The organism is Microbacterium maritypicum MF109, assembly GCF_000455825.1.
Classification (GTDB): Bacteria; Actinomycetota; Actinomycetes; order Actinomycetales; family Microbacteriaceae; genus Microbacterium; species Microbacterium maritypicum_A.
Genome location: NZ_ATAO01000124.1, coordinates 40,029 through 66,178, shown reverse-complemented (window position 1 = coordinate 66,178; position 26,150 = coordinate 40,029). Strand labels below are relative to the sequence as shown.

Here is a 26,150-nt window from a genome sequence, read left to right as displayed (position 1 = left end):
CGTCGGCGCTGCGGTGCGCGTGACTCGATCGTAACCCTGCACGGGGTGCGCCGCTCTGGCAGGTTCCCCTGAGGATGCTCGTGGAGACGTGCGCGGTTCGGACCATCGCGCCGGTCGGGTTAGGATGGTTGACGGCTCTCCGCGTGGCGGCATCCAGGCCAATTCCCCCAGGGCGGAAACGCAGCAAGGGTAACCGGGCTCTGCTGGGTGCGCGGAGAGTCATTTTCTTTGTGCGGGCGTCTCGTTCGTGTGCGGGCTTCTCGCCCCGGGCGCACAGCCCTCTCGTGGCTGCACCTGCGACAATCGTCCGGTGACCGTCACCCCGCCGCCGCAGACGCAGCATCCGCTCGGCCGATTCGCCTCGCCGGTGCTGCTGCTCGTCGCGATGTGGGTCGTGCAGTTCGCCGACGCGATCCTCCCCGGCTCGTTCACCGGATTCGGGCTGCGGTCCTGGGACGTCTCCGGACTCGGCGGCATCGTGCTCGGGCCGCTCCTGCACGCGAACTGGCAGCATCTCATCGCGAACTCCGTCCCGTTCCTGGTGCTCGGCTGTCTCGTCGCGGTCGAGGGCACGCGACGGTTCTGGGCCGTCACCGCGATCGTCGCCGTCGTCGGGGGCATCGGCACCTGGGTGTTCAACGCTCCCGGCACTCTGACGGTCGGGGCGTCCGGGCTGGTCTTCGGCTACTTCGGGTACGTCGTGATGCGGGTGTTCGCCCCCGGCCGTGTGGCGCACCGCATCCTGTACGCCGTGATCGCGATCGTCGTGATCGCGCTGTACGGCGGCTCGATGCTGGCCGGCGTCTTCGGTGTGGCCGACGGCATCTCCTGGCAGGGGCATCTGTTCGGGGCCATCGGAGGTGGCATCGCCGCCCTCGCCGGCCGCCGGCCGCGAACCGGCGGAGCCCTCGCGCCATGAACGCCGCACCGGCATCGCGGGCCGGACGCAGGCCGGCGACGAAGAAGCCGGCAACCAGAGGCACGCGCACGAAGAGCACGACGAACACCAAGAAGACCAGGAAACGCCGCGGTCCCGGCGCGCGACGGCAGGCGGCGAATCGTCTGCGCCGGCGGAAGATCCTGCAGCGCATCCTGATCTCCGGGGGCGCCGTCGTCGTCGCCGTCGGTCTGTTCGTGCTCATCCCCCTGGGGCTCGCGCGCGATCCCGCGCCGATCTGCATCGACCGCCCGCAGACGTTTCCTGCGGAGGGCATCGAGGGATGGAGTGGTGAGCAGCTCGAGAACGCGGCCACCATCATCCGCACCGCCGCGGTTCTCGGCTACGCGCGTGAGGGGCAGATCCTCGGGGTGATGACGGCGATGGGGGAGAGCAGCCTGCGCAACATCGACTACGGCGACTGGGAGACGCGCGGATTCACCAACCCCGATGGAACCCGGACGACCAGCATCGGACTCTTCCAGCAGCAGGAGTGGTGGGGAAGCGTGGAGCAGCGGATGGATCCGGCGACCGCGACGACGCTGTTCTTCGATCGCCTCGGACGGCTCCCGGACTGGCAGACGATGGAGCCCTCCCACGCGATCCACCGGGTGCAGATCAACACCGACCGCGACTACTACTCGCGGTTCCAGGCGGATGCCACGGCGGTCGTCGATGCGATGTCCGGACCGTGCGAGTGACGTCGCGGCATTTGACCCGGTGAGACGCTCGGTGCGTTCATGGATGCCGCGCCTAAGCTGAAGTCGTGGCGCAGAGCATCTACATCACCTCGGCCGAAGGCCATACCGGAAAGTCGACGATCGCCCTCGGGGCGCTCGACGCTCTGATGCGCGTCTCGCCGCGGGTGGGCGTGTTCCGTCCGATCGCCCGCTCGGTCACCGCGCGCGACGAGATCCTCGAACTGATGCTCGCGCACGACGGGGTGAACCTCGACTACGAGGACTGCATCGGCGTCACCTACGACGATGTGAGGGCCGACCCGGAGGGCGCCCTGTCGACCATCGTCGCGCGGTTCAAGGCGGTCGAGGCCCAGTGCGATGCCGTCGTCGTCATCGGCAGCGACTACACCGATGTGGCCAGCCCTGCGGAGCTCGGTTTCAACGCCAGGATCGCCGCCAACCTCGGAGCCCCGGTGCTCCTCGTTCTCAGCGGTCGCGACCAGCAGCGCCAGGCCGAGCAGTTGGGCACCACCACGGCGCGGTCGGCCGCCGCGATCGCGCAGATCGCGGCGCTCGCCCTGTCCGAGTTGACGGAGGAGCGGGCGGAGCTGTTCGCCGTCGCGGTCAACCGCGCCGACCCGGAGGCGCTCGACGCCATCATCGAGGCGGTGCATGCCGCGCTCCCCGCGGAGAGCACGCCGGTATGGGCGATCCCCGAGGACCGTGCTCTCGTCGCGCCGTCGATCCGAGGCATCCTCGCGGCCGTCGACGGCACGCTGCTCAAGGGCGACGACGATCGTCTCACGAGGGAGGCGCTGACGATCGTCGTCGCGGGCATGTCGATGGTGAACGTGCTGCCCCGACTGACCGAGGAGGCGGTCGTGGTGATCCCCGCCGACCGCACCGAGGTACTGTTGGCTGCGCTGCTCGCCGATTCGTCCGGCACCTTCCCCCGCATCGCCGGCATCATCCTGAACGGGCCGTTTCCGCTGCCGGAGCCGATCGTGCGACTGCTCGACGGCTTCGCCTCGTCGGTGCCGATCATCACGACGGATCTCGGCACCTATGACACGGCGGTGCGCGTGATGAGCACCCGCGGACGCATCTCCGCCGATTCGCGCAGCCGCTATGACCGTGCGCTCGGCCTCTTCCAGGCGCATGTCGACATCGCCGAGCTCACCGAGCAGCTCGGTCTCGCCGAGGCTCACGTGGTGACTCCGCTGATGTTCCAGTACGGACTCATCGAACGCGCACGCGGGGACCGCCGCCGCATCGTGCTGCCGGAGGGGGACGACGATCGCATCCTGCACGCCGCGGCCACGCTGCTCGCGAGAGAGGTCGCCGACCTGACGATCCTCGGCGACGAGGCAACCATCCGCGCCCGCGCCGTCGAACTCGGCATCGACATCACGGCGGCCCAGGTGCTCAGCCCGACCGATCCCGAGCTGGTCGAGCGTTTCGCCGCGGAGTACGCCCGGCTACGGGCCCACAAGGGCATCACGCTCGCCCAGGCGGCGGACACGGTGACCGACGTGTCGTACTTCGGCACGATGATGGTGCACCTCGGCCTCGCCGACGGCATGGTGTCGGGCGCCGCGCATACCACCGCCCACACGATCCGCCCGTCGTTCGAGATCATCAAGACCAAGCCGGGGGTGAACGTGGTCTCCAGCGTGTTCCTGATGGCGCTCGCCGACCGCGTGCTCGTCTACGGCGACTGCGCCGTGATCCCCGACCCGACCAGCGAGCAGCTCGCCGACATCGCGATCTCCTCCGCGACGACCGCCCGGCAGTTCGGCATCGATCCGCGCGTGGCGATGCTGTCGTACTCGACGGGGGAGTCCGGATCCGGTGCGGACGTCGACAAGGTGCGCGCCGCCACCGCCCTCGTGCGCGAACGGGCGCCCGAGCTCCCGGTCGAGGGGCCGATCCAGTACGACGCCGCCGCGGATGCGGCGGTGGCCAAGGCCAAGCTCCCCGGCTCCGCTGTGGCCGGACGGGCGACCGTGTTCGTCTTCCCCGACCTGAACACCGGCAACAACACCTACAAGGCCGTGCAGCGCTCAGCCGGCGCCGTCGCGATCGGCCCGGTGCTGCAGGGGCTCAACAAGCCGATCAACGACCTCTCCCGCGGTGCGCTCGTCGACGACATCGTCAACACGGTGGCGATCACGGCGATCCAGGCGCAGGGAGCCGAGCAGGCGGGAGAGGCGGCATGAGCGCCATCCTGGTCATCAACAGCGGCTCCTCCTCGTTGAAGTACAGCCTGATCGACATCGAGCAGGAGAATCTGCTCGCGAGCGGGCTGATCGAGCGCATCGGTCAGGAGATCAGCCCGGTCGCGCACACGGTGCGCCCCGCGGTCGACGGCGACGCCGTGCCGACCATGCTCGACGCCACCTACCGCAGTGAGAGGCCGATCGCCGATCACGCCGCCGCCTTCGAGGTGATGCGCGAGCAGTTCGTCACGCACGGTCCCTCACTCGACGAGCATCGCCCCGTCGCTGTCGGGCACCGCGTGGTCCACGGCGGCGCCCGCTTCTACGCCCCTACTCTGATCGATGCCGACGTGGAGCGGCAGATCGACGAGCTCGCGGTGCTCGCACCGTTGCACAACCCCGCGAACCTCGCCGGCATCCTCGCCGCGCGCGCCGTGTTCGACGACGTTCCGCACGTCGCGGTGTTCGACACGGCCTTCCATCAGACCCTCCCTCCCGCCGCCTACACCTACGCGATCGATGCGGCGCTCGCCGCGGAGCACCGGGTGCGCCGCTACGGCTTCCACGGCACGAGTCACCAGTACGTCAGCGAGTCCGCCGCCGCGTTCCTCGGTCGTGACCTCGGGGATCTCCGGCAGCTGGTGTTCCACCTCGGCAACGGGGCCTCGGTGACCGCGATCGACGGCGGCCGCTCGGTGGAGACCTCGATGGGGCTCACCCCTCTCGAGGGGCTCGTCATGGGCACGCGCTCGGGCGACATCGATCCGGCCGCGCTCGTGCACCTGTCGCGCCGCGCCGGGCTGTCGATCGACGACCTCGATTCTCTGCTGAACACCCGCAGCGGACTCGCCGGTCTCGCCGGGCGCAGCGACATGCGCGACATCCTCGCGGGCGTCGAGGCGGGGGAGGACGCGGCGATGCTCGCGTTCGACGTGTACGTGCACCGGCTGCGCGCCTACGCCGGCGCCTACATCGCACAGCTGGGGGGAGTGGACGTCATCTCCTTCACCGCCGGCGTGGGCGAGAACGCCGCGCCGGTACGCGCCGGCGCGATGGCGACGCTCGGCTTCGCCGGTGTGGAGATCGACCCCGCCAGGAATGCGGCACGAGAGCGCGGCATCCGCCGGATCTCCACGGATGCCTCCCCGGTGACCGTCCTCGTCGTGCCGACCGACGAGGAGCTGCAGATCGCGCGACAGACGGCGGAGCTGCTCTGATCGCTGCGCCGATCCTCCCGCAGGGGTTACCCCGCGGTGCGCGACCGCATTACGCTTGCACAGTGGCACGGAGAGGTGCCGGCCCGACGATCGCCCTTCTCCTGGAGGCTCTGTGCCCGAAGCACTGCCCGACCTGTTCCACGCCGACGGCGTGCTCTTCGACCTCGACGGCGTGCTCACCCCGACGGCCGAGGTGCACATGCGCGCCTGGAAGGCCGTGTTCGACGATGTGTTCGCGCGATGGGGGATCACTCCGCCGTACACCGATGCCGACTACTACGACTACGTCGACGGCAAGAAGCGCTACGACGGCGTCGCGAGCCTGATGCACAGTCGCAACGTCGAGCTGCCGTGGGGCGACGTCGACGACGACCCCTCGGCCGAGACCGTGTGCGGTATCGGCAACCGCAAGAACGCCGCGTTCGCCGCATCGCTGCGCGGCCAGGGGATCGCGCCGTATCCCGGCTCGCTCGCACTCGTCGAGAGCCTGCATTCCGCCGGAGTCCCGCTCGGCGTGGTGTCGAGCTCCAAGAACGCCGAAGAGGTCCTGGGGGCCGCGGGCCTGCGCTCCTTCTTCCGGATCGTCGTCGACGGCGTCGTGGCCGAACGCGACGGACTCGCCTCCAAACCCGCCGCCGACATGTTCGCCGCCGGTGCCGTCGCCCTCGGGATCGACCCCGCCCGTGCGGTCGCCGTGGAGGACGCCACGTCCGGCGCCGCCTCCGCTGCGGCGGCCGGCTTCGCAACCGTGGTCGGCGTCGACCGTGGCACGGGTGCCGACGCCTTGCGCGCGGCCGGCGCCACCGTCGTGGTCGACGACCTCGCCGTCCTCCTTCCCTCTTCCCGCACCGACATCCCGGAGACCGCATGATCGACCGCGACCGCTTCCCCGCCGACCCGTGGCGTCTGATCGACACTCACTACTCGGAGGAGGGCGTCGGAGAGACGCTGTTCTCCGTCGGCAACGGCTATCTCGGCCTGCGCGGCAACCACATCGAGGGTCGCGGCGCGCAGGAGCACGGCACGTTCATCAACGGTCTGCACGAGACCTGGCCGATCCGTCACGCCGAGCAGGCCTACGGCTTCGCAGAGGTCGGGCAGACGATCGTCAACGCGCCGGATGCCAAGGTCATGCGCGTGTACGTCGACGATGAGCCGGTCTCGCTGGACGACGCCGATGTGCGCGAGTACCGGCGCACACTCGACCTGCGAACCGGCGTGCTGGAGCGCCACGTGGTCTGGGAGACCCCGTCCGGCAAGCGCGTGCGCATGCGCGACGAGCGCATCGTCAGCTTCGAGGAGCGTCATCTCGCCGTGCTGCGCCTCGAGGTCGTGGTCGAGAACGCCGACGCCCCCGTCACCATCAGCTGCCAGCTGCTCAACAGGCAGGACGGCGCCGGCGTCTACGCGGGCACGCCGATCGGCACGAAGGCCGCGGCGTTCGACCCCCGCAAGGCCGAGAAGATCGCCGATCGCGTGCTGGAGCCCGCCGAGCACTGGCAGGACGGGCTGCGATCCGCGCTCTCCTATCGTGTCGCCGATTCGGGCATGACCGTCGCCGTGGTCGCCGACCACGTCGTCGAGACCGAGAACGAGTACAACGCCCGCACGCTGGTGGAACCGGACATCGCCAAGAACGTGTTCCGTGTGCAGGCGAAGGCCGGCGTGCCGATCACCGTGACCAAGCTCGTCAGCTACCACACGTCGCGAGGCGTACCCCCGCGCGAGCTCGTCGACCGCTGCCGTCGCTCGCTCGACCGGGCGGCGGACGAGGGCGTCGAGACTGTGTTCCGTCGGCAGCGGGAATGGCTCGACGCGTTCTGGGAGCGCAGCGACGTGCAGATCGGCGGGCGCGACGACCTGCAGCAGGCCACCCGCTGGTGCCTGTTCCAGCTCGCCCAGGCCTCGGCGCGTGCCGACGGCGCCGGAGTCCCCGCCAAGGGCGTCTCCGGTTCGGGATACAGCGGGCACTACTTCTGGGACACCGAGATCTACGTGCTCCCGTTCCTCACGTACACCTCGCCACGCTGGGCATACAACGCACTGCGCGCCCGCGTGCGCATGCTCCCGGCCGCACGTCGTCGGGCCGCGCAGCTCAACGAGGCGGGGGCGCTCTTCCCCTGGCGCACGATCAACGGCGAGGAGGCCTCGGCCTACTACGCGGCCGGCACGGCGCAGTACCACATCAACGCCGACATCAGCTTCGCCCTGGGCAAGTACGTGCGTGCGACGGGGGACGAGGAGTTCCTGCGTCGGGAAGGCGCCGACATCGCGATCGAGACCGCCCGGTTGTGGGCGACCCTCGGCTTCTGGCGTGCCTCCCGGTTGATCGAAGGCATGCCGGGGGAGGGGACCGAGACGTTCCACATCCACGGCGTCACCGGCCCCGACGAGTACACGACGGTCGTGAACGACAATCTCTACACGAACGTCATGGCGCGCTACAACCTCCGCTACGCGGCCAAGATCGTGCGCGAGATCAGGGAGAGCTATCCCGACGACTACGTGAAGCTGGTCGACCGCACCGGCCTCGGCCCCGGCGAGGCCGAAGCCTGGGATCGCGCCGCAGAGGCCATGTACATCCCCTACAGCGAGGGCCTCGGCATCCACCCGCAGGACTCCCTGTTCCTCGAGCGTGAGGTGTGGGACCTCGCCAATACGCCCGCCGATCAGCGTCCGCTCCTGCTGCACTTCCACCCCCTCGTGATCTACCGGTTCCAGGTGCTCAAGCAGGCCGACGTCGTGCTGGCGCTGTTCCTGCAGGGCAATCACTTCACGCCAGAGGAGAAGAAGGCGGACTTCGACTACTACGACCCGCTGACCACCGGCGACTCGACTCTCTCGGCCGTCGTGCAGTCGATCCTCGCCGCCGAGGTGGGGTATCAGGACCTCGCGCAGAAGTACTTCGAGCAGTCGCTGTTCGTCGACCTGCACGACCTGCACCACAACGCGGCGGACGGCGTGCACGTCGCTTCCGCCGGCGGGGTGTGGACGGCTCTGGTGTGCGGTTTCGGCGGGATGCGCGACTATGCCGGCGAACTGAGCTTCGACCCGCGGCTTCCGGCGAGCTGGCCGTCGCTGTCGTTCCCGCTGCAGTGGCAGGGATCGACGCTGCACGTGACGGTGACCGCGGCCGAGCTGCGCGTGCAGGTGAGGAACGGACCCCCCGTTCCCTTCAGCGTGCGAGAGACCGCGTACATCGCGACCGTCGACGACGAGGTCGTCGTGCCGCTCGCGGATCAGGGTCCCCTGCTCCCCGGTCGTCCGACGCTCCGACAGTTCGCCGACGCTCGACGCGAGGACGGCACGCGCATGTCGGCATCCGTTCCCGTGATCACGACGACGATCCCGGTGATCGAGACGATCGACTGATGCTCGGGCCCGCCGAAGGTCGGTGGCACGCCGTAGGCTGTTGAGGTGACCACAGCCCTCTACCGCCGCTACCGACCCGAGACGTTCGGCGAGATGATCGGGCAGTCCCAGGTGACCGATCCGCTCATGACGGCGTTGCGCGGTGACCGGGTCGGCCATGCCTATCTGTTCTCCGGCCCCCGCGGGTGCGGCAAGACCACGTCCGCGCGCATCCTGGCGCGGTGCCTGAACTGCGCCGAGGGGCCGACCGACGTGCCCTGCGGCGTCTGCCCGAGCTGTGTGGAGCTGTCGCGGGCCGGCGGCGGATCACTCGATGTCGTCGAGATCGACGCGGCGAGCCACAACGGCGTCGACGACGCGCGCGACCTGCGCGAGCGGGCGACATTCGCCCCCAGCCGCGACCGGTACAAGATCTTCATCCTCGACGAGGCGCACATGGTGACGCCCCAGGGCTTCAACGCGCTGCTCAAGCTCGTCGAAGAGCCGCCGGAGCACGTGAAGTTCATCTTCGCGACCACCGAGCCCGAGAAGGTGCTGGGCACGATCCGCTCGCGCACCCACCACTACCCGTTCCGACTCGTCCCGCCGGCCGCGATGCTCGAGTACGTCGCCAAGCTGTGCGCCGAAGAGGGCGTGATCGTCGAGCAGGGCGTCCTCCCGCTCGTGGTCCGCGCCGGCGGCGGCTCGCCCCGTGACACGCTCTCGCTGCTCGACCAGCTGATCGCCGGCTCCGACGCCCCCGCAGGTTCGGAGACGGTCACCGTCGGCTATGCGCGCGCCGTCTCCCTGCTCGGGTACACGCATGCCGCCCTCCTCGACGAGATCGTCGACGCGCTCGCCGCGGGCGACGCGGCGACCGCGTTCCCCGCGATCGACCGGGTCGTGCAGACCGGGCAGGACCCCCGTCGCTTCGTCGACGATCTGCTCGAGCGTCTGCGCGATCTCATCGTGATCGCGGCGGTCGGCGCCGGCGCATCCGCCGTCCTGCGCGGTATCGCCGAAGACGACCTGGAGCGCATGCGCGCCCAGGCCGCAGAATTCGGCTCCGCACGCCTCTCGCGCACGGCCGACGTGGTGAGTGCGGCACTCGACGACATGTCGGGAGCCACATCTCCGCGCCTGCATCTCGAGCTCATGGTCGCACGGGTGCTCGCGGGAGCGACGGATGCCGCCGTGGCTGCGCCCGCGCCGGCGGGGGAGCGTACCGCGGTTCCCGCCCGACAGGTCGCGACCCCGGCAGCGTCGGCGCCTTCCGCGTCATCCACGATCGGGGCTTCGGCCGGTTCATCGGCTCCCGCGGCCCCGGCGGCGTCTGCGGCTCCCGTCAGCCCGGCCGCTACCACGCAGACGCCGGAGCCGGTCGTCGTCGAATCCGCTCCTGCTTCGGCTGCCCAGACTCGGGTCGTCGAGCAGGCGGCGAGCGAGAGCGTCGGTGCGGTATCCGACGGTGCCGCACCGGAACCCGCGGCTCCTGCGGAACCCGCGGCTCCTGCGGCATCGCAGGGACCGGTCACGTTCGAGCGCATCCGCGCCGCGTGGCCCGCCGTGCTGACGCGGCTCGAGAGCATCAGCCGCACGTCCTGGCTGCTGGCCACGGCCGTGCAGCCCCTGGCGTACGTCACCGAGACCGAGGTGCTCACGCTCGGATTCACCAGCCAGCACGATGTCGCCAAGTTCAAGGGCACGACCCCGGGCTCAGGGCCTTCCGACCACCTGCGTTCCGCGATCGAGAACGAGCTCGGCGTCCGCGTGAAGTACCTCCCCGCCCCGATGCCGACCGGGGGTGCCCCGCGCCAGCCGGCGTCGTCCGGATCCTCGGCACCGACTGATTCCGCTCCCGCATCGGAGCCTGCGTCAGCGCGTTCCCCTCGTTCGCAGGTCCGTGGCGCGTCCGCATCGTCGGTGACGGAGTGGGCCGTCGCGTCGATTCCGACCGCGAACGAGGAGTCGGTGCGCGACGCTCCGATACCGTCCGCTCCGCTCCCCGTCGACGATGAGCCCGAAGAGGTCGAGGCAGCGGCCTCGGCACCGGTTCCCCCGTCCGACGGCGTCATCGATCGCGACGAACCGCCGCTGCCCGGCGACGACGAGGCTCCGGCCTACGACGATGAGCCTCCGTACGACCCCTCGTACGAGCCGCCGGCCGACCCGTCCGTGTCGCGCGGGGCTGCTCCCGACCGGTCGGCGCCGCAGACGCAGCGCACGGCCGTCGCCACTCCGCCGGTCGTCATCGAGCGTTCGCCCTCCGTCGGAGGAGTGCAGCGCTACGGTGAGGCCGTGATCCGCCAGGTGCTCGGCGCGACATTCCTGCGCGAAGAGCCCTACGAGCCCCCGACGAGGTTCTCCTGATGTACGACGGCATCGTTCAGGAGTTGATCGACGAGTTCGGTCGGCTCCCCGGCATCGGCCCGAAGTCCGCGCAGCGGATCGCGTTCCATATCCTGCAGACGCCGACGTTCGACGTCGCCCGTCTCGCTGAGCTGCTCAGTGAGATCCGTCTCCGCGTGCGGTTCTGCGAGATCTGCGGCAACGTCGCCGAGCAGGAGCGTTGCGCCATCTGCCGCGACCCGCGTCGCAGCCAGGCGCTGATCTGTGTGGTCGAAGACGCCAAAGACGTCGCCGCCATCGAGCGCACCAGGGAGTTCCGGGGCCTCTACCACGTCCTCGGCGGAGCGATCAGCCCCATCGCCGGCATCGGACCGGACGACCTGCGCATCGCCCAGCTCATGACCCGCCTCGCCGACGGCACCGTGCAGGAGGTCATCCTCGCCACCAACCCCAATCTCGAGGGGGAGGCGACCGCGAGCTACCTCAGCCGCCTGCTGACGACGATGCAGATCACGGTCTCCCGTCTCGCTTCGGGCCTGCCCGTCGGCGGCGACCTCGAGTACGCCGACGAGGTCACCCTCGGTCGCGCCTTCGAAGGCCGGCGCATCCTGTGAGCCCCCACACGGGCTTCTCACGTCGTGGCTGGCTCCTCTTCGGCGCTATGGCGCTGCTGTGGGGAGTTCCGTATCTGTTCATCAGCGTCGCGGTCGAGTCCTTCTCGCCACCGGCGATCGTGGCGGGGCGCACGCTCATCGCGGCTCTGCTGCTGCTGCCGTTCGCCCTCCGCAGCGGCGCGCTGCGTGCCGCTCTGAAGCACTGGCCGTGGGTGCTCGCGTTCGGCGTCGTCGAGATGGCGGGCCCCTTCCTGTTGCTCGGGCACGCCGAGATGACGCTGCCCTCCGGCATGACGGGCCTGCTGGTGGCGACCGTGCCGCTGTTCGCCGCTCTCATCGCCCTCGGCGGTGGCGACCGCGGCGTGCTGCGGCCGGCCCGCGGGATCGGTCTGCTCGTCGGGTTCGTCGGTGTCGCGGTGGTGGTCGCGGGCCCCGGGCTCTTCGGTGGTGAGGTCAGTCTTCTCGCGGCCGGCGAGGTGCTGCTGGTCGCGGTGCTGTATGCGACCGCGCCCTTCATCGTCGCTCGCAAGCTCAACGATGTGCCGTCCCTCGGCACCATCACCCTCTCTCTTCTCATGATCGGGATCTTCTACCTCCCGATCGGGCTGCTCACTCAGCACGAGGTGCCCACTCTGCCGTCGATCGTCGCGCTGCTCGCGCTCGCCGTGATCTGCACGGCGGTGGCCTTCCTGGCCTTCTTCGCGCTCATCCGCGAAGTCGGTCCGGTGCGCGCGCCACTGTTCACCTATGTGAATCCGGTGGTCGCGATCGTCCTCGGAGCCCTCGTCCTCGCCGAGCCGTTGACGCCCGGCCTGCTGCTGGGCTTCCCGCTGATCATCGTGGGGTGCTGGTTCGCCGCCACAGGTGGTCGGCTGCGCCCGGTCTCTCCCCAGGCTCTCCCGCCCTCCCTCTGAGCCGCGCCCCGCACCCCCTGCCGTGCGCCGCGCCGCGCACCTCCCACTCCGAGTCGTCGAGTGCACGGCTTGCCGCCGAGTGCACGGCTTGCTCATGCGAACATCCCGTGCACTCGGCGACATCCCGTGCACTCGACGCACCGCACTCGACTCACCGCGTCGCGACGCACCGCGACGCACCGCGTCGCGACGCACGCGGCCTGACACATGCGCAACGGGGCATACGCGCCGATCGTAGAATGAGCGTGGGCGGATCCGCCCGTCATCCCAGGGAGTGATCGTGGCCCTCATCGTGCAGAAGTACGGCGGCTCGTCCGTCGCCGACGCAGAGAGCATCAAGCGCGTCGCCAAGCGCATCGTCGATACGCGTCGTGCCGGGCACGACGTGGTCGTCGCTGTGAGCGCCATGGGCGACACCACCGACGAGCTGCTCGATCTCGCCAACGAGGTCGCACCGATTCCCGCGCCCCGTGAACTCGACATGCTCCTCTCCAGCGGAGAGCGCATCTCGATGGCGCTGCTGGCCATGGCGATCCACTCCATGGGCTTCGAGGCGCGGTCGTTCACGGGCAGCCAGGCGGGCATGATCACCGACTCGCAGCACGGTGCCGCCCGCATCGTCGATGTCACGCCCGTGCGTCTGCGCGAAGCTCTGGACGAGGGCGCGATCGTGATCGTCGCCGGGTTCCAGGGCTTCAACCGCGACACCCGTGACATCACCACGCTCGGTCGCGGCGGGTCCGATACCACCGCCGTCGCCCTCGCCGCCGCGCTCGACGCCGATGTCTGCGAGATCTACAGCGACGTCGACGGCATCTTCACCGCCGATCCGCGCGTGATCCCGAAGGCACAGAAGCTCGATCATGTCTCGAGCGAGGAGATGCTGGAGCTCGCCGCCAACGGGGCCAAGGTGCTGTACATCCGCGCCGTCGAGTACGCACGCCGTCACGGCGTCCTGATTCACGCTCGGTCGACGTTCTCGTCGGCCGAGGGCACATACGTTCTGGGCGAGGGTATGAAGAACCCCCGCGAAGCCGAGGGAGCAGTCATGGAAGAACCGATCGTCGCCGGCGTCGCCACCGACTTCAGCCAGGCCAAGATCACGGTCGCGGGCGTGCCCGATGTGCCGGGCAAGGCCGCCGAGATCTTCAAGATCGTCGCGAAGTCGGGTGCGAACGTCGACATGATCGTGCAGAACGTCTCGGCCACCGGGCGCACCGATATCTCCTTCACCGTCCCCAAGGCGGATGCGGCGGCCGCCCTCAAGGCCCTCGCCGGGGAGCAGACCGAGGTCGGGTTCCAGAACCTGATCCACGACGACCAGATCGGCAAGCTGTCGGTCGTCGGCGCGGGCATGCGCACGCACTCGGGTGTCTCCGCCACCCTCTTCGAGGCGCTGTCGGCCGGGGGGATCAACATCGAGATGATCTCGACCTCGGAGATCCGCATCTCGGTCGTGCTGCGCGACACCGACCTCACCGAGGCCGCGCGCACCGTGCACACCGCCTACGGACTCGACGGTGACGCCGAAGCCACGGTCCACGCCGGCACCGGCCGCTGATCTCCGCCGTTCATCGCCGTTTTCCTGCCGACTCCGTGCCCCCTCGGCACGCAGCGCCGGCAGTTCGTGAGACCACGGTAGACTCGCCGAAACCCTGACACCGGCGCCAGGCGCAGCTTCATCACCCCGACGCCGCGCCCGAAGCCTCGTACGCAGTACCGCACGACGCCAAGGAACATCATGACCCGCATCTCCGATTCAGGACTCTCCGTCGCCATCGTCGGCGCCACCGGCCAGGTGGGCACCGTGATGCGCGAGATTCTCGCCGAGCGGTCGTTCCCGATCCGCGACCTGCGCCTGTTCTCCTCGGCGCGCTCGGCCGGCACGGCCATCGAATTCGGTGGAGCGACGGTCATCGTCGAAGACGTCGAGACGGCGGATGTCGCGGGTATCGACATCGCCCTGTTCTCGGCCGGAGCCACCGCGAGCCGCGCTTATGCGCCGCGCTTCGCCGCCGCCGGTGCCGTGGTCGTCGACAACTCCAGCGCCTGGCGCATGGACCCCGAGGTCCCGCTCGTGGTCAGCGAGGTCAACCCGCACGCGATCGACGAGCGCCCCAAGGGCATCATCGCGAACCCGAACTGCACCACGATGGCCGCGATGCCGGTGCTGAAAGCCCTGCACGCCGAGGCCGGTCTCGAGCGTCTGATCGTGTCGACCTACCAGGCTGTCTCCGGCTCCGGGCTCGCCGGTGCCCAGGAGCTCCTCGGCCAGGTCGAGGGCGTGCTCGCACAGGGCGACACCCTCCGCCTCGTGCACGACGGGTCGGCGGTCGACTTCCCCGAGCCCGAGAAGTACATCGCGCCGATCGCGTTCGACGTGATCCCGTTCGCCGGCAACCTCGTCGACGACGGCGACAACGAGACCGACGAGGAGAAGAAGCTCCGCAACGAGAGCCGCAAGATCCTCGAACTCCCGGACCTCCGTGTCGCGGGCACCTGCGTGCGGGTGCCGGTCTTCACGGGGCACTCGCTGTCGATCAACGTCGAGTTCGCCGGCGACATCACGCCCGAGCGTGCGCGCGAGGTGCTGAGCGTCGCTCCCGGTGTCGTGCTCGACGAGGTTCCCACCCCGTTGCAGGCCGCGGGGAAGGACCCGAGCTTCGTCGGTCGCATCCGCGCCGACCAGTCCGCCCCCGAGGGCAAGGGGCTCGTGCTGTTCCTCAGCAACGACAACCTGCGCAAGGGGGCGGCGCTGAACGCCGTGCAGATCGCCGAGATCCTGGCAGAGCGCCTGGCGGTCATAGCCTGACGGTATCCCCGCGATGTGGAAGCGGTCTGACCGGGCCGTGCCGCATGGTCGGCGGTGGCGTGCCCGCGAACTAGACTGGTTCGGTGACTGAAAACGTCGATGTCGTCCTGATCGGCGGTGGCATCATGAGCGCCACCCTGGGTACTCTCCTGCACGAGCTGCAGCCGGAGTGGAAGATCGTCGCCTTCGAGCGACTCTCCGAGGTGGCTCAGGAGAGCTCGAACCCGTGGAACAACGCCGGCACGGGGCACGCCGCACTGTGCGAGCTGAACTACATGCCGCAGCAGGGTGATGCCCCGCTCGACCCCGCCAAGGCGGTCTCGATCAACGAGCAGTTCCAGCAGAGCCGGCAGTTCTGGTCGTCGTTGGTGGAGAAGGGCGTGCTCGATGCGCCGTCGACCTTCATCAACGCGACGCCGCACATGACGTTCGTGCGCGGTGAGAAGGATGTCGCGTACCTCAAGAACCGGTACGAGGTACTCAAGAAGCAGCCGCTGTTCGCGGGCATCGAGTACAGCGAGGATTCCCGCGTCATCAACAAGTGGGCGCCGCTCCTCATGCAGCAGCGGGTGAAGGGCGAGCCGTTCGCCGCGACCCGCGTCCCCGCGGGCACCGACGTCGATTTCGGCGCCCTCACGCACCAGCTGTTCGACCATCTGACCGACTCCGGCGTCACGCTGCGCACCAACCACGAGGTGCGCAGTCTGAAGAAGCAGAAGGACGGCACCTGGCTGGTCAAGTACCGCAACAGCATCGGTCACACCCCGAGCGAGGTCAAGGCGCGCTTCGTGTTCGTCGGGGCCGGCGGCTGGGCTCTCAAGCTGCTGCAGAATTCCGGCATCCCGGAGATCAAGGGCTACGGCGTCTTCCCGATCGGCGGCCAGTTCCTCAAGACCACCAACCCGACGATCGTCGCCCAGCACAAGGCGAAGGTGTACTCGCAGGCGTCGGTGGGTGCTCCGCCCATGTCGGTCCCGCACCTCGACACGCGTGTCGTCGACGGCGAGGCCTCGCTCATGTTCGGGCCGTTCGCGACCTTCAGCCCGAAGTTCCTGAAGAACGGGTCGATGCTCGACATCGTCTCGCAGGTGCGCGCGCACAACCTGCTGCCGATGCTGCAGGTGGCGGTGAAGAACCCCGATCTCATCACGTATCTCATCAGCGAGCTGCTGAAGAACCACGCCAAGAAGGTCGACAGCCTGCGTACGTTCATGCCGACTGCGAAGGACGAGGACTGGACGCTCATCGACGCCGGCCAGCGCGCCCAGGTCATGAAGAAGGACCCGAAGAAGGGTGGCATCCTGCAGTTCGGCACCGAGGTCGTCGCGGCGGCCGACGGGTCGATCGCGGGTCTGCTCGGTGCTTCTCCGGGCGCCTCGACCGCCGTGCCGATCATGCTCGATCTGCTCAAGAAGTGCTTCCCTGCGGAGTACCCGGGTTGGGAGCCCGAGCTGCGCGCGCTGATCCCCACGTTCGGCGAGAAGCTGAACGAGAATCCGGAGCTCGCCGAGAAATCGACCGCAGCGACCGCAGCCGCACTCGGCATCAACGTCTGAGGTCGCACCGTGGCGAAGCTCTACTTCCGCTACGGCGCGATGAACTCCGGAAAGTCGACCGCCCTGCTGCAGGCCGCCTACAACTACGAGGAGCGCGGGCAGCACGTGCTTCTCGCGAAGCCGGCGATCGACACCAAGGGGGCATCCGAGATCGAGAGTCGACTCGGCGTCACCCGTCGGGTCGACTTCCTGATCGATCCCGATGACGACGCGCGTGCGATCTTCGCCGCACATCGCGGGCGCATGCAGCATGCGTCGGACGACGAGCTGCTGCCGGAAGGGCCGAGCGACGTCGCCTGCCTGCTGATCGACGAGGCGCAGTTCCTCACGCCGACCCAGGTCGATGATCTCTTCCGCATCGCGGTGGTCGACGGAATCCCGGTCATCGCCTACGGCATCCGCAACGACTTCCTCACTCATGCCTTCCCCGGATCCGCGCGACTGCTCGCGATCGCGCACTCGCTGGAGGAACTCAAGACCATCTGCCGCTGTGGGCGGAAGGCCGTGTTCAACGGTCGCGTCGTCGGCGGACGGTTCGTGTTCGACGGCGACCAGGTCGCTATCGACGAGGGCGCGACCGGATCGGCCTCGCCGGAGCTGACCACCTATGAGTCGCTCTGCGGTACCTGCTACCTCGAAGAGTCCGGTGGTCGCCTGGGCTGAGGCCGGCCCGATCCGTCGAGGCGCCCGTCGGCCGCTGCCGTCGCGCAGCCGTGCACAATCCAGGAAGACAGTCGGCCCCGTGCCGCGGTGAGCCGTCTGCGACGCACGTCGTCGTCTTCTTCCTGAGGTGCGCACGCGGGGCGGGGATCGAGCGTGCCTGTTTGCGTGGTCTGACCACACGCGATACTCTGTGGTCAGACCACAGGAGGTTCGATGACCGACCAGCCGGCGCGCGCATGGCGACTCGTGCTCGAGCACATCGAACGCGACCTCCTCGACGGCCGTCTCGGCCCGGGTGATCGTCTCCCGTCCGAGCGTGATCTGGCATCCGAACTCGGCGTCGGACGCTCGAGCGTGCGCGAGGCGTTCCGGGTGCTCGAAGTGATGGGGCTCATCCGCACAGCGACCGGCTCGGGCCCGCAATCGGGCGCCATCGTCATCGCCACGCCCACCGGTGGCATGTCAGCGCTGCTGCGGCTCCAGGTGGCGGCGCAAGGCTTCCCGCTCGACGACGTCGTGCGCACGCGTCTGGTGCTCGAAGACGCGGTCGTCGCCGCGATGGCAGGCGCCCCCGAGCGCGACACGGACCGCGCCCATGAACTGCTCGCCGCGATGGACGCCCCGGGCCTCGCCCCGTCGGAGTTCCTCGCCCTCGACGCGCAGCTGCACCTCTCGCTCGCCGAGGCCAGCGGAAACACGGTCATCGCCGCGATGATGGCGGGTCTTCGTTCCTCGATCGAGTCCTACGTGCAGGCGGGCGTCTCCGCGATCGCCGACTGGGAGGCGATGGCGACGCGGCTTCGCGCCGAGCACCACGCACTCGTCGCGGCGATCGATGCCGCCGACGTCGAGACAGCGCGTTCCCTGGTCCACACGCACATCACCGGCTACTACACGTCCGCGGGCCTGACCCGTGAGATCCACCCCCAGATCTGAGAGGCACATCATGGTGCAGCGCCAATTCCCCAACCCCGTCGAGCTCCTCGAGCTGATGAAGTTCAAGAAGCCCGAACTCGACGGTCGCAAGCGACGGTTGGAGGGTGCTCTCACGATCGATGATCTTCGCCTGATCGCCAAGCGCCGCACGCCGAAGGCCGCGTTCGACTACACCGACGGCGCCGCCGAGGGCGAGCTGTCGCTCACGCGCGCACGTCAGGCGTTCCAGGACGTGGAGTTCCACCCCGGGATCCTGCGACCGGCGCCGACCGTCGACACCAGCGTCGAGATCCTCGGCGGTCCGTCCGCTCTGCCGTTCGGAATCGCCCCGACCGGGTTCACCCGTCTGATGCAGACCGAGGGGGAGACGGCGGGCGCGGGCGCCGCGGCCGCGGCCGGGATCCCGTTCACGCTCTCGACCCTCGGCACCACTTCGATCGAGGGCGTGAAGGCCGCCAACCCGCACGGACGCAACTGGTTCCAGCTCTACGTCATGCGCGACCGTGAGATCTCCTACGAGCTCACCCGTCGCGCCGCCGCCTCGGGGTTCGACACCCTGCAGTTCACGGTGGACACCCCGGTCGCGGGAGCGCGTCTGCGCGATAAGCGCAACGGGTTCAGCATCCCGCCGCAGCTGACCCTCGGCACGATCATCAACGCGATCCCGCGCCCATGGTGGTGGTATGACTTCCTCACCACCCCGAAGCTCGAGTTCGCCTCGCTCAGCACGACCGGAGGGACCGTGGGCGAGCTGCTGGACGCCGCGATGGACCCCACGATCAGCTATGACGATCTCGCCGTCATCCGCGATATCTGGCCAGGCAAGATCGTGATCAAGGGCGTGCAGAACGTCGAGGACTCGGTGCGTCTGCGCGATGCCGGAGTCGACGGGATCGTCCTCTCGAACCACGGTGGCCGCCAGCTCGACCGTGCACCGATCCCGTTCCACCTGCTTCCCGAGGTGCGCAAGGCCGTGGGCGACGACTTCACGGTGATGATCGACACCGGCATCATGAACGGTGCGGACATCGTCGCCGCGGTGGCGCTTGGAGCGGACTTCACGCTGATCGGACGGGCGTACCTCTACGGTCTGATGGCGGGCGGACGTCAGGGTGTCGACCGCACGATCGCGATCCTGCGCAGCGAGATCGAACGCACGATGCGCCTGCTGGGTGTCGCCTCGCTCGCCGAGCTCGAGCCCGCGCACGTGACCCAGTTGACCCGCTTGGTTCCCGTGGCCAGCGCCGCCGCGGAAGCCCGCGTGCACTGAGCCCTGCTCGTCCGGATCTGACCGGGAGGTGGCCACGTCGTCTCAGGACTGCGTGGCCACCGCCCTGGTGCGTGGGGGCCACGGCACCAGCATCGACGTGGTCTTGCGGTACTGGGCGTACGCCGGGTACTTCGACGCGGTGATCGACTCGGTGAAGATCGTCGAGCCGATGAAGAGCACGGTCAGCAGAGTCGGACCGACGATCGTCGGATTCAGCACCCCGCCGATGACGCCGGCTCCGCCGGTGACCGCAGCCGTCGCTCCGATCGCGTAGAAGGCCCACCACTGCGCCTGCTCGAAGAAGAAGTTCGGGTGCCGGCTGTATCGGAAGAGGCCCGTCGTGGCGAATCCCGGTGCGAGCGTGCCACCCGCCTGCTTCTTCCGCTGATGGAACACCCACTGCTGCTGATCGGCGATCGTCTCTCCGACGAGGAAGGCGACGAATGCGGCGATGAACAGCGCATCCCACCCGGTGAGGGCCGAAGGGTGCTGTGCGGCGACCAGCGTCGGCAGCGTGATGAGCACGAGCAGCGCCATCTGATAGCAGATGATGAACAGCGCGTTGAAGATCTGGAACTGCCAGGGCCGCATCCGCTCACGCAGGATGGCCCAGCGGTAGTCCTCCATCCCGGTGTAGCCACCCTTGCGGGCGAAGTTGAAGGTCAGGCGTGCGCCCCACGCGGTGGCGAGCACACCCATCACGACCACACGCGCCGACCCGTCACCGTTCACGAAAGCGCCGGCGACGAAGATCCAGACGTAGGCCACCGGCACGATCGACCACGCGCGGTCGACCCAGGAGGTGTCGCGGGTGATCAGGGAGAGCACCCAGCAGACGGCGCTGGTGGCCGCGGCGACGACGATGACGATCAGCAGGGCATCCATGACGCCATGCTAGGACTCTCGCGTAGGGTCGCGCAGCGCGACACCGCGAAGGTCAGAGCGTCAGCAGAAGCGCGTCGAGCTTGTCTGCGGTGTCTTCCCAGCCGTCGACGGCGATGGCGGGAACACCGATCGCGAGCACGGGGTAGTCGTTGCCCCCCTCATCGAGCCGGTCGCCGTAGAACAGCATCTCGGCGAGGGCGATGCCGGTGTGCGCGGCGAGTTGCCGCATTCCGAAGGCCTTGTCGATACCGGCTTGGGTGATGTCGATCGAGGTCGAACCGCCCGAGCGCACCTCGAGACCGGGAAGGCGTGCGGCGACCGCATCCCGCAGCGCAGCCCGCTTGGCGCCCGTCGGGTCCCAGTCGTGCTTCGCCTCGCGCGGCGCACGCTGACCGAGCGCCGAGAAGGTGATCTGCGATCCGCGGTCCTCGAGGATGTCGCCCCACGGCTCGGCCTCCCACAGTCCGAGGCGCTCGGCCTCTTCGCGCAGAGCCGTGAGGGCCGCCTGCTTGTCGGCCTCGCTGAGATCGTGGGCGTAGACCGGGGCGAAGTCCGTGCCGTCGTGGCGGAGGTAGCGGGTGCCGCAGGTGGGCAGGAGGTGCAGCCGGGCGAGATCGGAGGGGTCAGCGTTTCCGAGCTGTGCGATCACCTGCGAGCGGAACTGCGCCTCGTTCCCTCCGGAGATGATGGCGACGTCGACGGTGCGCAGCAGAGTGCGGAGCAGCGCGGCGATCCGCGGGTCGATCAGGCCCTTGGAGGGGGCGAGCGTGTCATCGAGATCGAAGGCGACGAGTGTGGGCGCGGTCATGATGTCTCCAGCCTAGAAGGTGGACGCTGGGAGGATCTCGGGGCGATCAGCAGGGTGAAGGCGACCGCGACGGCGACGCCGATGATGGCGCCCGTCGAGTTGGCGACGACATCGTTCACGGTCGCCGCGCGGTGGGGGAGAGCCACACGTTGGGCGATCTCGATCATCGCTGACAGCAGCGGCCCCACCAGCACAGCGAGGAACCAGATACGACGGGGGAGGAGTAGGAAGGCGAGGATGCCGACCGGCACGAAGACGAGCACGTTCGCGATGATCTCGAGCCGGGTGAAGTCGAGCCACTCCCAGCCGAGACGGTGAGCTGTGGCGAGCACGAGGTCGAGCAGATTCGGCATCGACTCCTCGACCTTCGACGGCGTGAGGGTGAGAGCGGCGAGGCCGATCAGGAAGGGGACACCGAGGGCGATCGCCCAGGCCCGGGTGAAACGGCGCGGCGGCGGGAGCAGAGAGTTCATGCGTTCCCTTTCGTGCACGGTCCCGGTACAGAGAAGGCCGCCCCTGAGGGCGGCCTTCCGGTGTTACTGGTCGGGGTGACAGGATTTGAACCTGCGACCTCTTCGTCCCGAACGAAGCGCGCTACCAAGCTGCGCCACACCCCGTTTGCAACCCTCCGAGTCTACAGGGAAATGTTCCCTGCGCCGAATCGAGGCCGGATCACACCTGTGCGGTCAGAGTGAGCAGCGTCGCCTCGGGGCGGCAGGCGAACCGGACCGGCGCGTAGATGGAGTGTCCACACCCCGCGCTGACGTTGAGCGGCACAGTGCGGCCGCCGTGCGACCAGGTGCTGAGCCCCTTGGCCTGCTTGAGCGGGATGTCGCAGTTCGCCACGAGAGCCCCGTACCCGGGAATGCACACCTGACCGCCGTGCGTGTGGCCACCGAGGATCGCATCGGCACCGAGATCGATGAAGCTGTTGAGCACCCGCTGATACGGCGCGTGCGTGACGCCGAGGACGGGCGTCGCTGCGTCGCGGGCACCGAGAGCCGCGATGGCATCGGGAAGCTCATCCAGACGGTCCCAATCGCGGTGAGCGTCGTTGACCCCGAAGAGGTCGACGTCGGTGCCGGCGATGTTCAGACGTGCGGCCGAGTTGTTCAGATCGGTCCAGCCGAGCTCGTCCGTGAAGTACCGATCCATCGCGTCCGTGTCGAGAAGCTCCGGCTTGTGGTGCTTCTTGGACGGTCCGAGGAAGTAGCGGAAGGGATTCCGGGGTGACGGAGCGGCGACGTCGTTCGAGCCGTGCACGAACACGCCGGGGATGCCGGTGAACGGAGCGAAAGCGCGCCGGATGCCGTCGAGTCCGTTCTCGTGGCCGAGATTGTCCCCGGTGTTCACGATGAGGTCGGGCTTCAGCTCGGCGAGGGAGGCGAGCCAGTCCTGCTTGCGATGCTGCCACGGCGCCATGTGCGCATCGGAGATGTGCAGGATACGCAGCGGTGCGGCACCGGGCGGGAGAGCCACTGTTGAGGCCTCGCGCACGGTGAACAGGTACCGCTCGATCCCGATCCCCCAGATGGCGGCGCCGGCACCCACGGCCCCCACCGCGCCGAGCGCGATGAGGGCCGGGTGCGCGCCGCGACGGGCCGCTACTGGCACGTCACACGCACGGCGGTGGACTTGCTGGCCGCGGTGCCGGGCGCAGGGTCGGATCCGCCGACGACGGAGGTCGGTGGATTGCAGGAGTTGTCGAATTCGATATTCGTGAATCCTGCGGCACCGAGCGCGGCAGAGGCTTGGGCTCTCGACATCCCGACGAGATTCGCCGGGACGGTCGTGCCCTGTCCGTTGCTGGTCGTGAGGGTCACCGTCGCGCCAGTGGCCGCCTCCCCGGTCGGATCCTGGCCGGCGACCAGGCCGACGGCGAGGTCGCTGTCCACTGCTCCTCCGACAGAGACCTGGAAGCCGGCGTCCGTCAGGATCGCGGTCGCTTCCTCGACGGACTTGCCCACGACACTCGGAACCGTCGTCAGCTGCTGTCGGGTGAGCTTGCCATCGGGCTTCGGGAAGGCGTCTCCACCGTACGCAGCGTTCGCTGCGGCCTGCGCGGCCTGCGCCACCGGGTAACGCATGTCGTTGAGGTTCCAGCCGTTGGCCCTCTTGCGGTAGATGTTCTCCTGGCCCTGCCAGCGGCCGGCCCAGACCGCCGTGGCGACCTTGGTGCTGGACTCGATCATCATCGTCGACCAGGTGTCGTGCGTTCCGGTCTTGCCGATCAGCGGCGTGCCGTCGTTGGGGTTCGCCCGGGAACCGGTGCCCCCGCCACCCATGACGCTCTGCAACGCGAAGGCGGCCGTCGCGGCGACCTCGGGAGAGATCACTCCGTCGGTGCACGACGATGCCGGCAGTTCGCGGTCCTGACCGTCGGGGCCGACGACGCGATCGATCGCGCGCGGTGTGCAGTACTTCCCACCGCTCGCGACGGTCGCGTAGGCGTTCGCCATCGCGAGGGGGGAGATGTTCTTCGGGCCGAGCACGTCGAAGGGCACGTTCTCGTCGGTGACCTTGTCGCCGTTCGCCAGCGTGACACCCATACGGTCGGCGACCTTGTTGATGTCGCAGATATCGAGCTTCGACGCCATCGCGAAGTAACCACTGTTGAGCGAGTTCTTCGTGAAGCTCAGCACGGATCCGGTTCCACCGCCACCGCCACCGAAGTTGCCGATCTCCTTGGTGTTGGCGTTCTGCTTGGCTCCGCAGACGGGGATCTTCAGGTTCGTCTGCACGCTTCCGTTGAGAACCTCGTTGACGGAGTGGCCCTTCTCGAGCCAGTCGATCAGCGTGAAGAGCTTGTAGGTCGAGCCGACCTGGAAGCCACCCGAGTTCCCGTGGTTCTTATCGCCCGCAAACACCAGGGAGGAGTAGGCCTGATCATCGGTGGGAGTCTCGGTGAAGGTCGTGTTCTGCGTCATGGAGAGGATTCGGCCGGTGCCGACCTCGACCGAGACGCCGGCCGCCCCGAAGTACTGGTTGTCGGCGTTGGCGGGAACAACCTCGGCCATCTTCTCGGCGGCAGGGTTCTGGATGCGGTAGTCCAGCGTCGTGTAGATCTTGAGGCCACCGCGGCGGAGCAGATCCGTCCGCTCCTGCTGGGTCTTGCCGAAGGCCTCGTCGTTCAGCACGATCGACTTCACGTACTGGCAGAAGTAGGCGCTCGTGCCTGCGGAGGCGCATCCCTGCGTCGGTGGGTTCAGCGCGGGGGCGATCTCCGAGGCATCGGCTTCGTCGTACTGCGCCTGCGTGATCTTGCCGTCCGTGAGCATGCGCCCGAGCACGTAGTGTCGGCGGTCCTTCGTGAGCGAGTATCCGTCTGCCGCAGTGTTCAGGGCGACGCCCTCGGCGTTGGTGGTCGTGCCCTGTTCGGCCTTGTCGATGCGATACGTGTTGGGGTTCTGCACGATGCCCGCGAGAGTCGCCGACTGCGCGACCGTGAGGTTCGCCGCGGTCGTCGAGAAGTAGTAGTTCGCGGCGGCCTCGATGCCGTACACAGTGCCACCGAAGTTGGCGATGTTCAGGTAGCCGAGCAGGATGTCGTTCTTCGAGAAGTCCTTCTCGATCTGGATCGCGTAGCGCATCTCCTGCAGCTTGCGCTCGATGCCCTTGGCCCCGGTCGCGTTGGTCGCATCCTTCCAGCACTGCTGGAGGTCCTCAGAGTAGGTGTCGGACGTGGTGTCGACCTCCTGCTCGCACTTCTGGATGAGGACGTTCTTCACGTACTGCTGGCTGATGGTCGACGCACCACGGCTGGACGTGCCGCGTACGTTGTCCACCAGAGCCTTCACCGTGGCGCCGATGTTGACGCCGCCGTGGCTGTAGAAGTTCTTGTCCTCACTCGAGAGGATCGCGTCGTACAGGTTCGGGGAGACCTGTTCGTACGTCACGGGGACGCGGTTCTGCTCGTAGAACGACGCGAGTTCGACCTGGGATCCGTCGGGGGCGGTCGCGTAGATGGTCGACTGCTCCATCGGCGTGCTCGGGTCGAGGCTCTCGGGGAGCTGATCGAAGAGCGTGAGGGCCTGGGTGCCTGCGAGACCGGTCATCGCGAGGACCGGAGTGACGCTGGCCGTGACGAGGAGACCGGCGACGGCGCTCAGGCCGACGAGCCCGACGAGACCGCCGAGCACGCCTCTCACCGTGCGATTCTTTTGGGGCATACGCTTGATCGTAGGGGAGTTCCCTGAATACCGCCTTTGACGAGCCCGCCCCGGATTTCGGGTGTCGTGCCCCGATCGACAGGAGTGCCATGACCACGTGGGAGTACCTCACCACGCCGCTGCTGATCCACAACACCGCAGCCATCCTCAACAACTGGGGCAAGCAGGGCTGGGAGCTCGTCCAGGTCGTGCAGGGCCCCGAGGGCGGGCTCGTCGCCTACTTGAAGCGCCCCGTGACGTCGGACGCGTCGACGAACGCCGGTCTCGCAGCCGCAGAACAGGCCGCCCGTCAGTTCGAGGGAGGCCAGGCATGAGCGTCTCCGCCCGTCTTGCCGAACTCGGCATCGAGCTCCCGGCCGTCGCTGCCCCGGTCGCCGCCTACGTCCCGGCGGTCGTGCACGGCGGTCTCGTCTACACCTCCGGGCAGCTTCCGTTCGTCGACGGTGCGCTTCCGGCCGTCGGCAAGGTCGGCGGCGAGGTCTCCGCCGAGGACGCCAAGTCCTACGCTCGCACCTGCGCGCTCAACGCCCTCGCCGCGGCAGCGGATGCGGCCGGCGGGATCGATCGCATCGTCGGTGTGCTCCGCGTCGGCGGCTTCGTCGCCTCGGCGGAGGGCTTCACCGGTCAGCCCGGCGTCATCAACGGCTCGAGCGAGGTACTCGGTGAGATCTTCGGCGATGCCGGGCGTCACGCCCGCGCGGCCGTCGGCGTCGCCGAGCTTCCGCTCGGCAGCCCGGTCGAGGTCGAGGTCGCCTTCCTGCTGGCCTGAC

22 protein-coding genes, 1 tRNA gene and 1 other RNA gene are annotated in these 26,150 nt (G+C 68.6%); 18 read left to right on the top strand and 6 right to left on the bottom strand.

What is annotated here, in order from left to right; all coding sequences use genetic code 11:
* Positions 1-130: 130 nt before the first annotated feature.
* The 16 genes from ffs (at position 131) to L687_RS28090 (ending at position 19,518) form a co-directional block, all read left to right on the top strand.
* An RNA gene (ffs, locus tag L687_RS42130) (signal recognition particle sRNA small type) lies at positions 131-227 on the top strand.
* Positions 228-310: 83 nt separating this feature from the next.
* Positions 311-919 (top strand): rhomboid family intramembrane serine protease, encoded by a 609-nt coding sequence (locus L687_RS28160; RefSeq protein WP_021199147.1) that lies wholly within the window; start codon positions 311-313, stop codon positions 917-919.
* Positions 916-1,638: a hypothetical protein gene (locus tag L687_RS41530; RefSeq protein WP_021199146.1), complete on the top strand. Its 723-nt coding sequence runs from the start codon at positions 916-918 to the stop codon at positions 1,636-1,638. Before L687_RS28160 ends, L687_RS41530 begins: the two co-directional genes overlap by 4 nt.
* Before the next feature lie 65 nt (positions 1,639-1,703).
* Complete coding sequence (gene pta / locus L687_RS28150) at positions 1,704-3,836, top strand: phosphate acetyltransferase (protein WP_021199145.1); 2,133 nt, start codon at positions 1,704-1,706, stop codon at positions 3,834-3,836.
* The gene (locus L687_RS28145) at positions 3,833-5,053 is read left to right on the top strand and encodes an acetate/propionate family kinase (RefSeq protein ID WP_021199144.1); all 1,221 of its coding nucleotides are present in this window, start codon (positions 3,833-3,835) and stop codon (positions 5,051-5,053) included. Before pta ends, L687_RS28145 begins: the two co-directional genes overlap by 4 nt.
* A 112-nt stretch (positions 5,054-5,165) precedes the next feature.
* Positions 5,166-5,924, top strand: coding sequence for an HAD family hydrolase (locus L687_RS28140; RefSeq protein WP_021199143.1), 759 nt, complete (start codon positions 5,166-5,168; stop codon positions 5,922-5,924).
* The gene (locus L687_RS28135; protein WP_021199142.1) at positions 5,921-8,425 is read left to right on the top strand and encodes a glycoside hydrolase family 65 protein; all 2,505 of its coding nucleotides are present in this window, start codon (positions 5,921-5,923) and stop codon (positions 8,423-8,425) included. Before L687_RS28140 ends, L687_RS28135 begins: the two co-directional genes overlap by 4 nt.
* Positions 8,426-8,470: 45 nt before the next feature.
* Positions 8,471-10,774 carry a DNA polymerase III subunit gamma and tau gene (locus tag L687_RS28130; RefSeq protein ID WP_021199141.1) on the top strand — a complete coding sequence of 768 codons (2,304 nt, stop codon included), beginning with the start codon at positions 8,471-8,473 and terminating at the stop codon, positions 10,772-10,774.
* Entirely contained in the window at positions 10,774-11,367 is a 594-nt protein-coding gene (gene recR / locus L687_RS28125; RefSeq protein WP_021199140.1) for a recombination mediator RecR, read from the top strand. Before L687_RS28130 ends, recR begins: the two co-directional genes overlap by 1 nt.
* Entirely contained in the window at positions 11,364-12,281 is a 918-nt protein-coding gene (locus tag L687_RS28120) for a DMT family transporter (RefSeq protein WP_031206964.1), read from the top strand. The genes recR and L687_RS28120 overlap by 4 nt, the downstream gene beginning before the upstream one ends.
* 280 nt (positions 12,282-12,561) lie before the next feature.
* Positions 12,562-13,842, top strand: a complete 1,281-nt coding sequence (locus tag L687_RS28115; protein ID WP_029258718.1) for an aspartate kinase — start codon at positions 12,562-12,564, stop codon at positions 13,840-13,842.
* Between the two features lie 180 nt (positions 13,843-14,022).
* A complete protein-coding gene (locus L687_RS28110; protein WP_021199137.1) occupies positions 14,023-15,093 on the top strand; it encodes an aspartate-semialdehyde dehydrogenase in 1,071 nt (356 codons plus the stop codon).
* 83 nt (positions 15,094-15,176) lie between these two features.
* A complete protein-coding gene (locus L687_RS28105) occupies positions 15,177-16,649 on the top strand; it encodes a malate:quinone oxidoreductase (protein ID WP_021199136.1) in 1,473 nt (490 codons plus the stop codon).
* Positions 16,650-16,658: 9 nt separating this feature from the next.
* On the top strand, positions 16,659-17,312 hold the full coding sequence (locus tag L687_RS28100) for a thymidine kinase (RefSeq protein ID WP_021199135.1): 654 nt from the start codon (positions 16,659-16,661) through the stop codon (positions 17,310-17,312).
* A 213-nt stretch (positions 17,313-17,525) separates the two neighbouring features.
* Positions 17,526-18,248: a FadR/GntR family transcriptional regulator gene (locus L687_RS28095; RefSeq protein WP_021199134.1), complete on the top strand. Its 723-nt coding sequence runs from the start codon at positions 17,526-17,528 to the stop codon at positions 18,246-18,248.
* Between the two features lie 10 nt (positions 18,249-18,258).
* Complete coding sequence (locus L687_RS28090) at positions 18,259-19,518, top strand: alpha-hydroxy acid oxidase (protein ID WP_021199133.1); 1,260 nt, start codon at positions 18,259-18,261, stop codon at positions 19,516-19,518.
* Between the two features lie 42 nt (positions 19,519-19,560).
* Here L687_RS28090 and L687_RS28085 read toward each other — a convergent pair whose 3' ends face one another.
* From L687_RS28085 to L687_RS28065, 6 genes are all read right to left on the bottom strand, one after another.
* Positions 19,561-20,403, bottom strand: coding sequence for a DUF1295 domain-containing protein (locus tag L687_RS28085; protein WP_021199132.1), 843 nt, complete (start codon positions 20,401-20,403; stop codon positions 19,561-19,563).
* Positions 20,404-20,455: 52 nt separating this feature from the next.
* Positions 20,456-21,211, bottom strand: coding sequence for an HAD-IIB family hydrolase (locus L687_RS28080; protein ID WP_021199131.1), 756 nt, complete (start codon positions 21,209-21,211; stop codon positions 20,456-20,458).
* A complete protein-coding gene (locus L687_RS0121300) occupies positions 21,208-21,684 on the bottom strand; it encodes a VanZ family protein (RefSeq protein ID WP_021199130.1) in 477 nt (158 codons plus the stop codon). The genes L687_RS28080 and L687_RS0121300 overlap by 4 nt, the downstream gene beginning before the upstream one ends.
* Before the next feature lie 67 nt (positions 21,685-21,751).
* A tRNA-Pro gene (locus tag L687_RS28075) sits at positions 21,752-21,828 on the bottom strand.
* 55 nt (positions 21,829-21,883) lie between these two features.
* A complete protein-coding gene (locus tag L687_RS28070; RefSeq protein ID WP_031206961.1) occupies positions 21,884-22,825 on the bottom strand; it encodes a metallophosphoesterase in 942 nt (313 codons plus the stop codon).
* Positions 22,816-25,380: a transglycosylase domain-containing protein gene (locus L687_RS28065; RefSeq protein WP_029258710.1), complete on the bottom strand. Its 2,565-nt coding sequence runs from the start codon at positions 25,378-25,380 to the stop codon at positions 22,816-22,818. The genes L687_RS28070 and L687_RS28065 overlap by 10 nt, the downstream gene beginning before the upstream one ends.
* 89 nt (positions 25,381-25,469) lie before the next feature.
* Here L687_RS28065 and L687_RS28060 point away from each other — a divergent pair, with 89 nt between their 5' ends.
* A complete protein-coding gene (locus L687_RS28060) occupies positions 25,470-25,694 on the top strand; it encodes a hypothetical protein (protein WP_021199127.1) in 225 nt (74 codons plus the stop codon).
* Positions 25,691-26,149, top strand: coding sequence for a RidA family protein (locus L687_RS28055; RefSeq protein WP_021199126.1), 459 nt, complete (start codon positions 25,691-25,693; stop codon positions 26,147-26,149). Before L687_RS28060 ends, L687_RS28055 begins: the two co-directional genes overlap by 4 nt.
* Position 26,150: the final 1 nt, after the last annotated feature.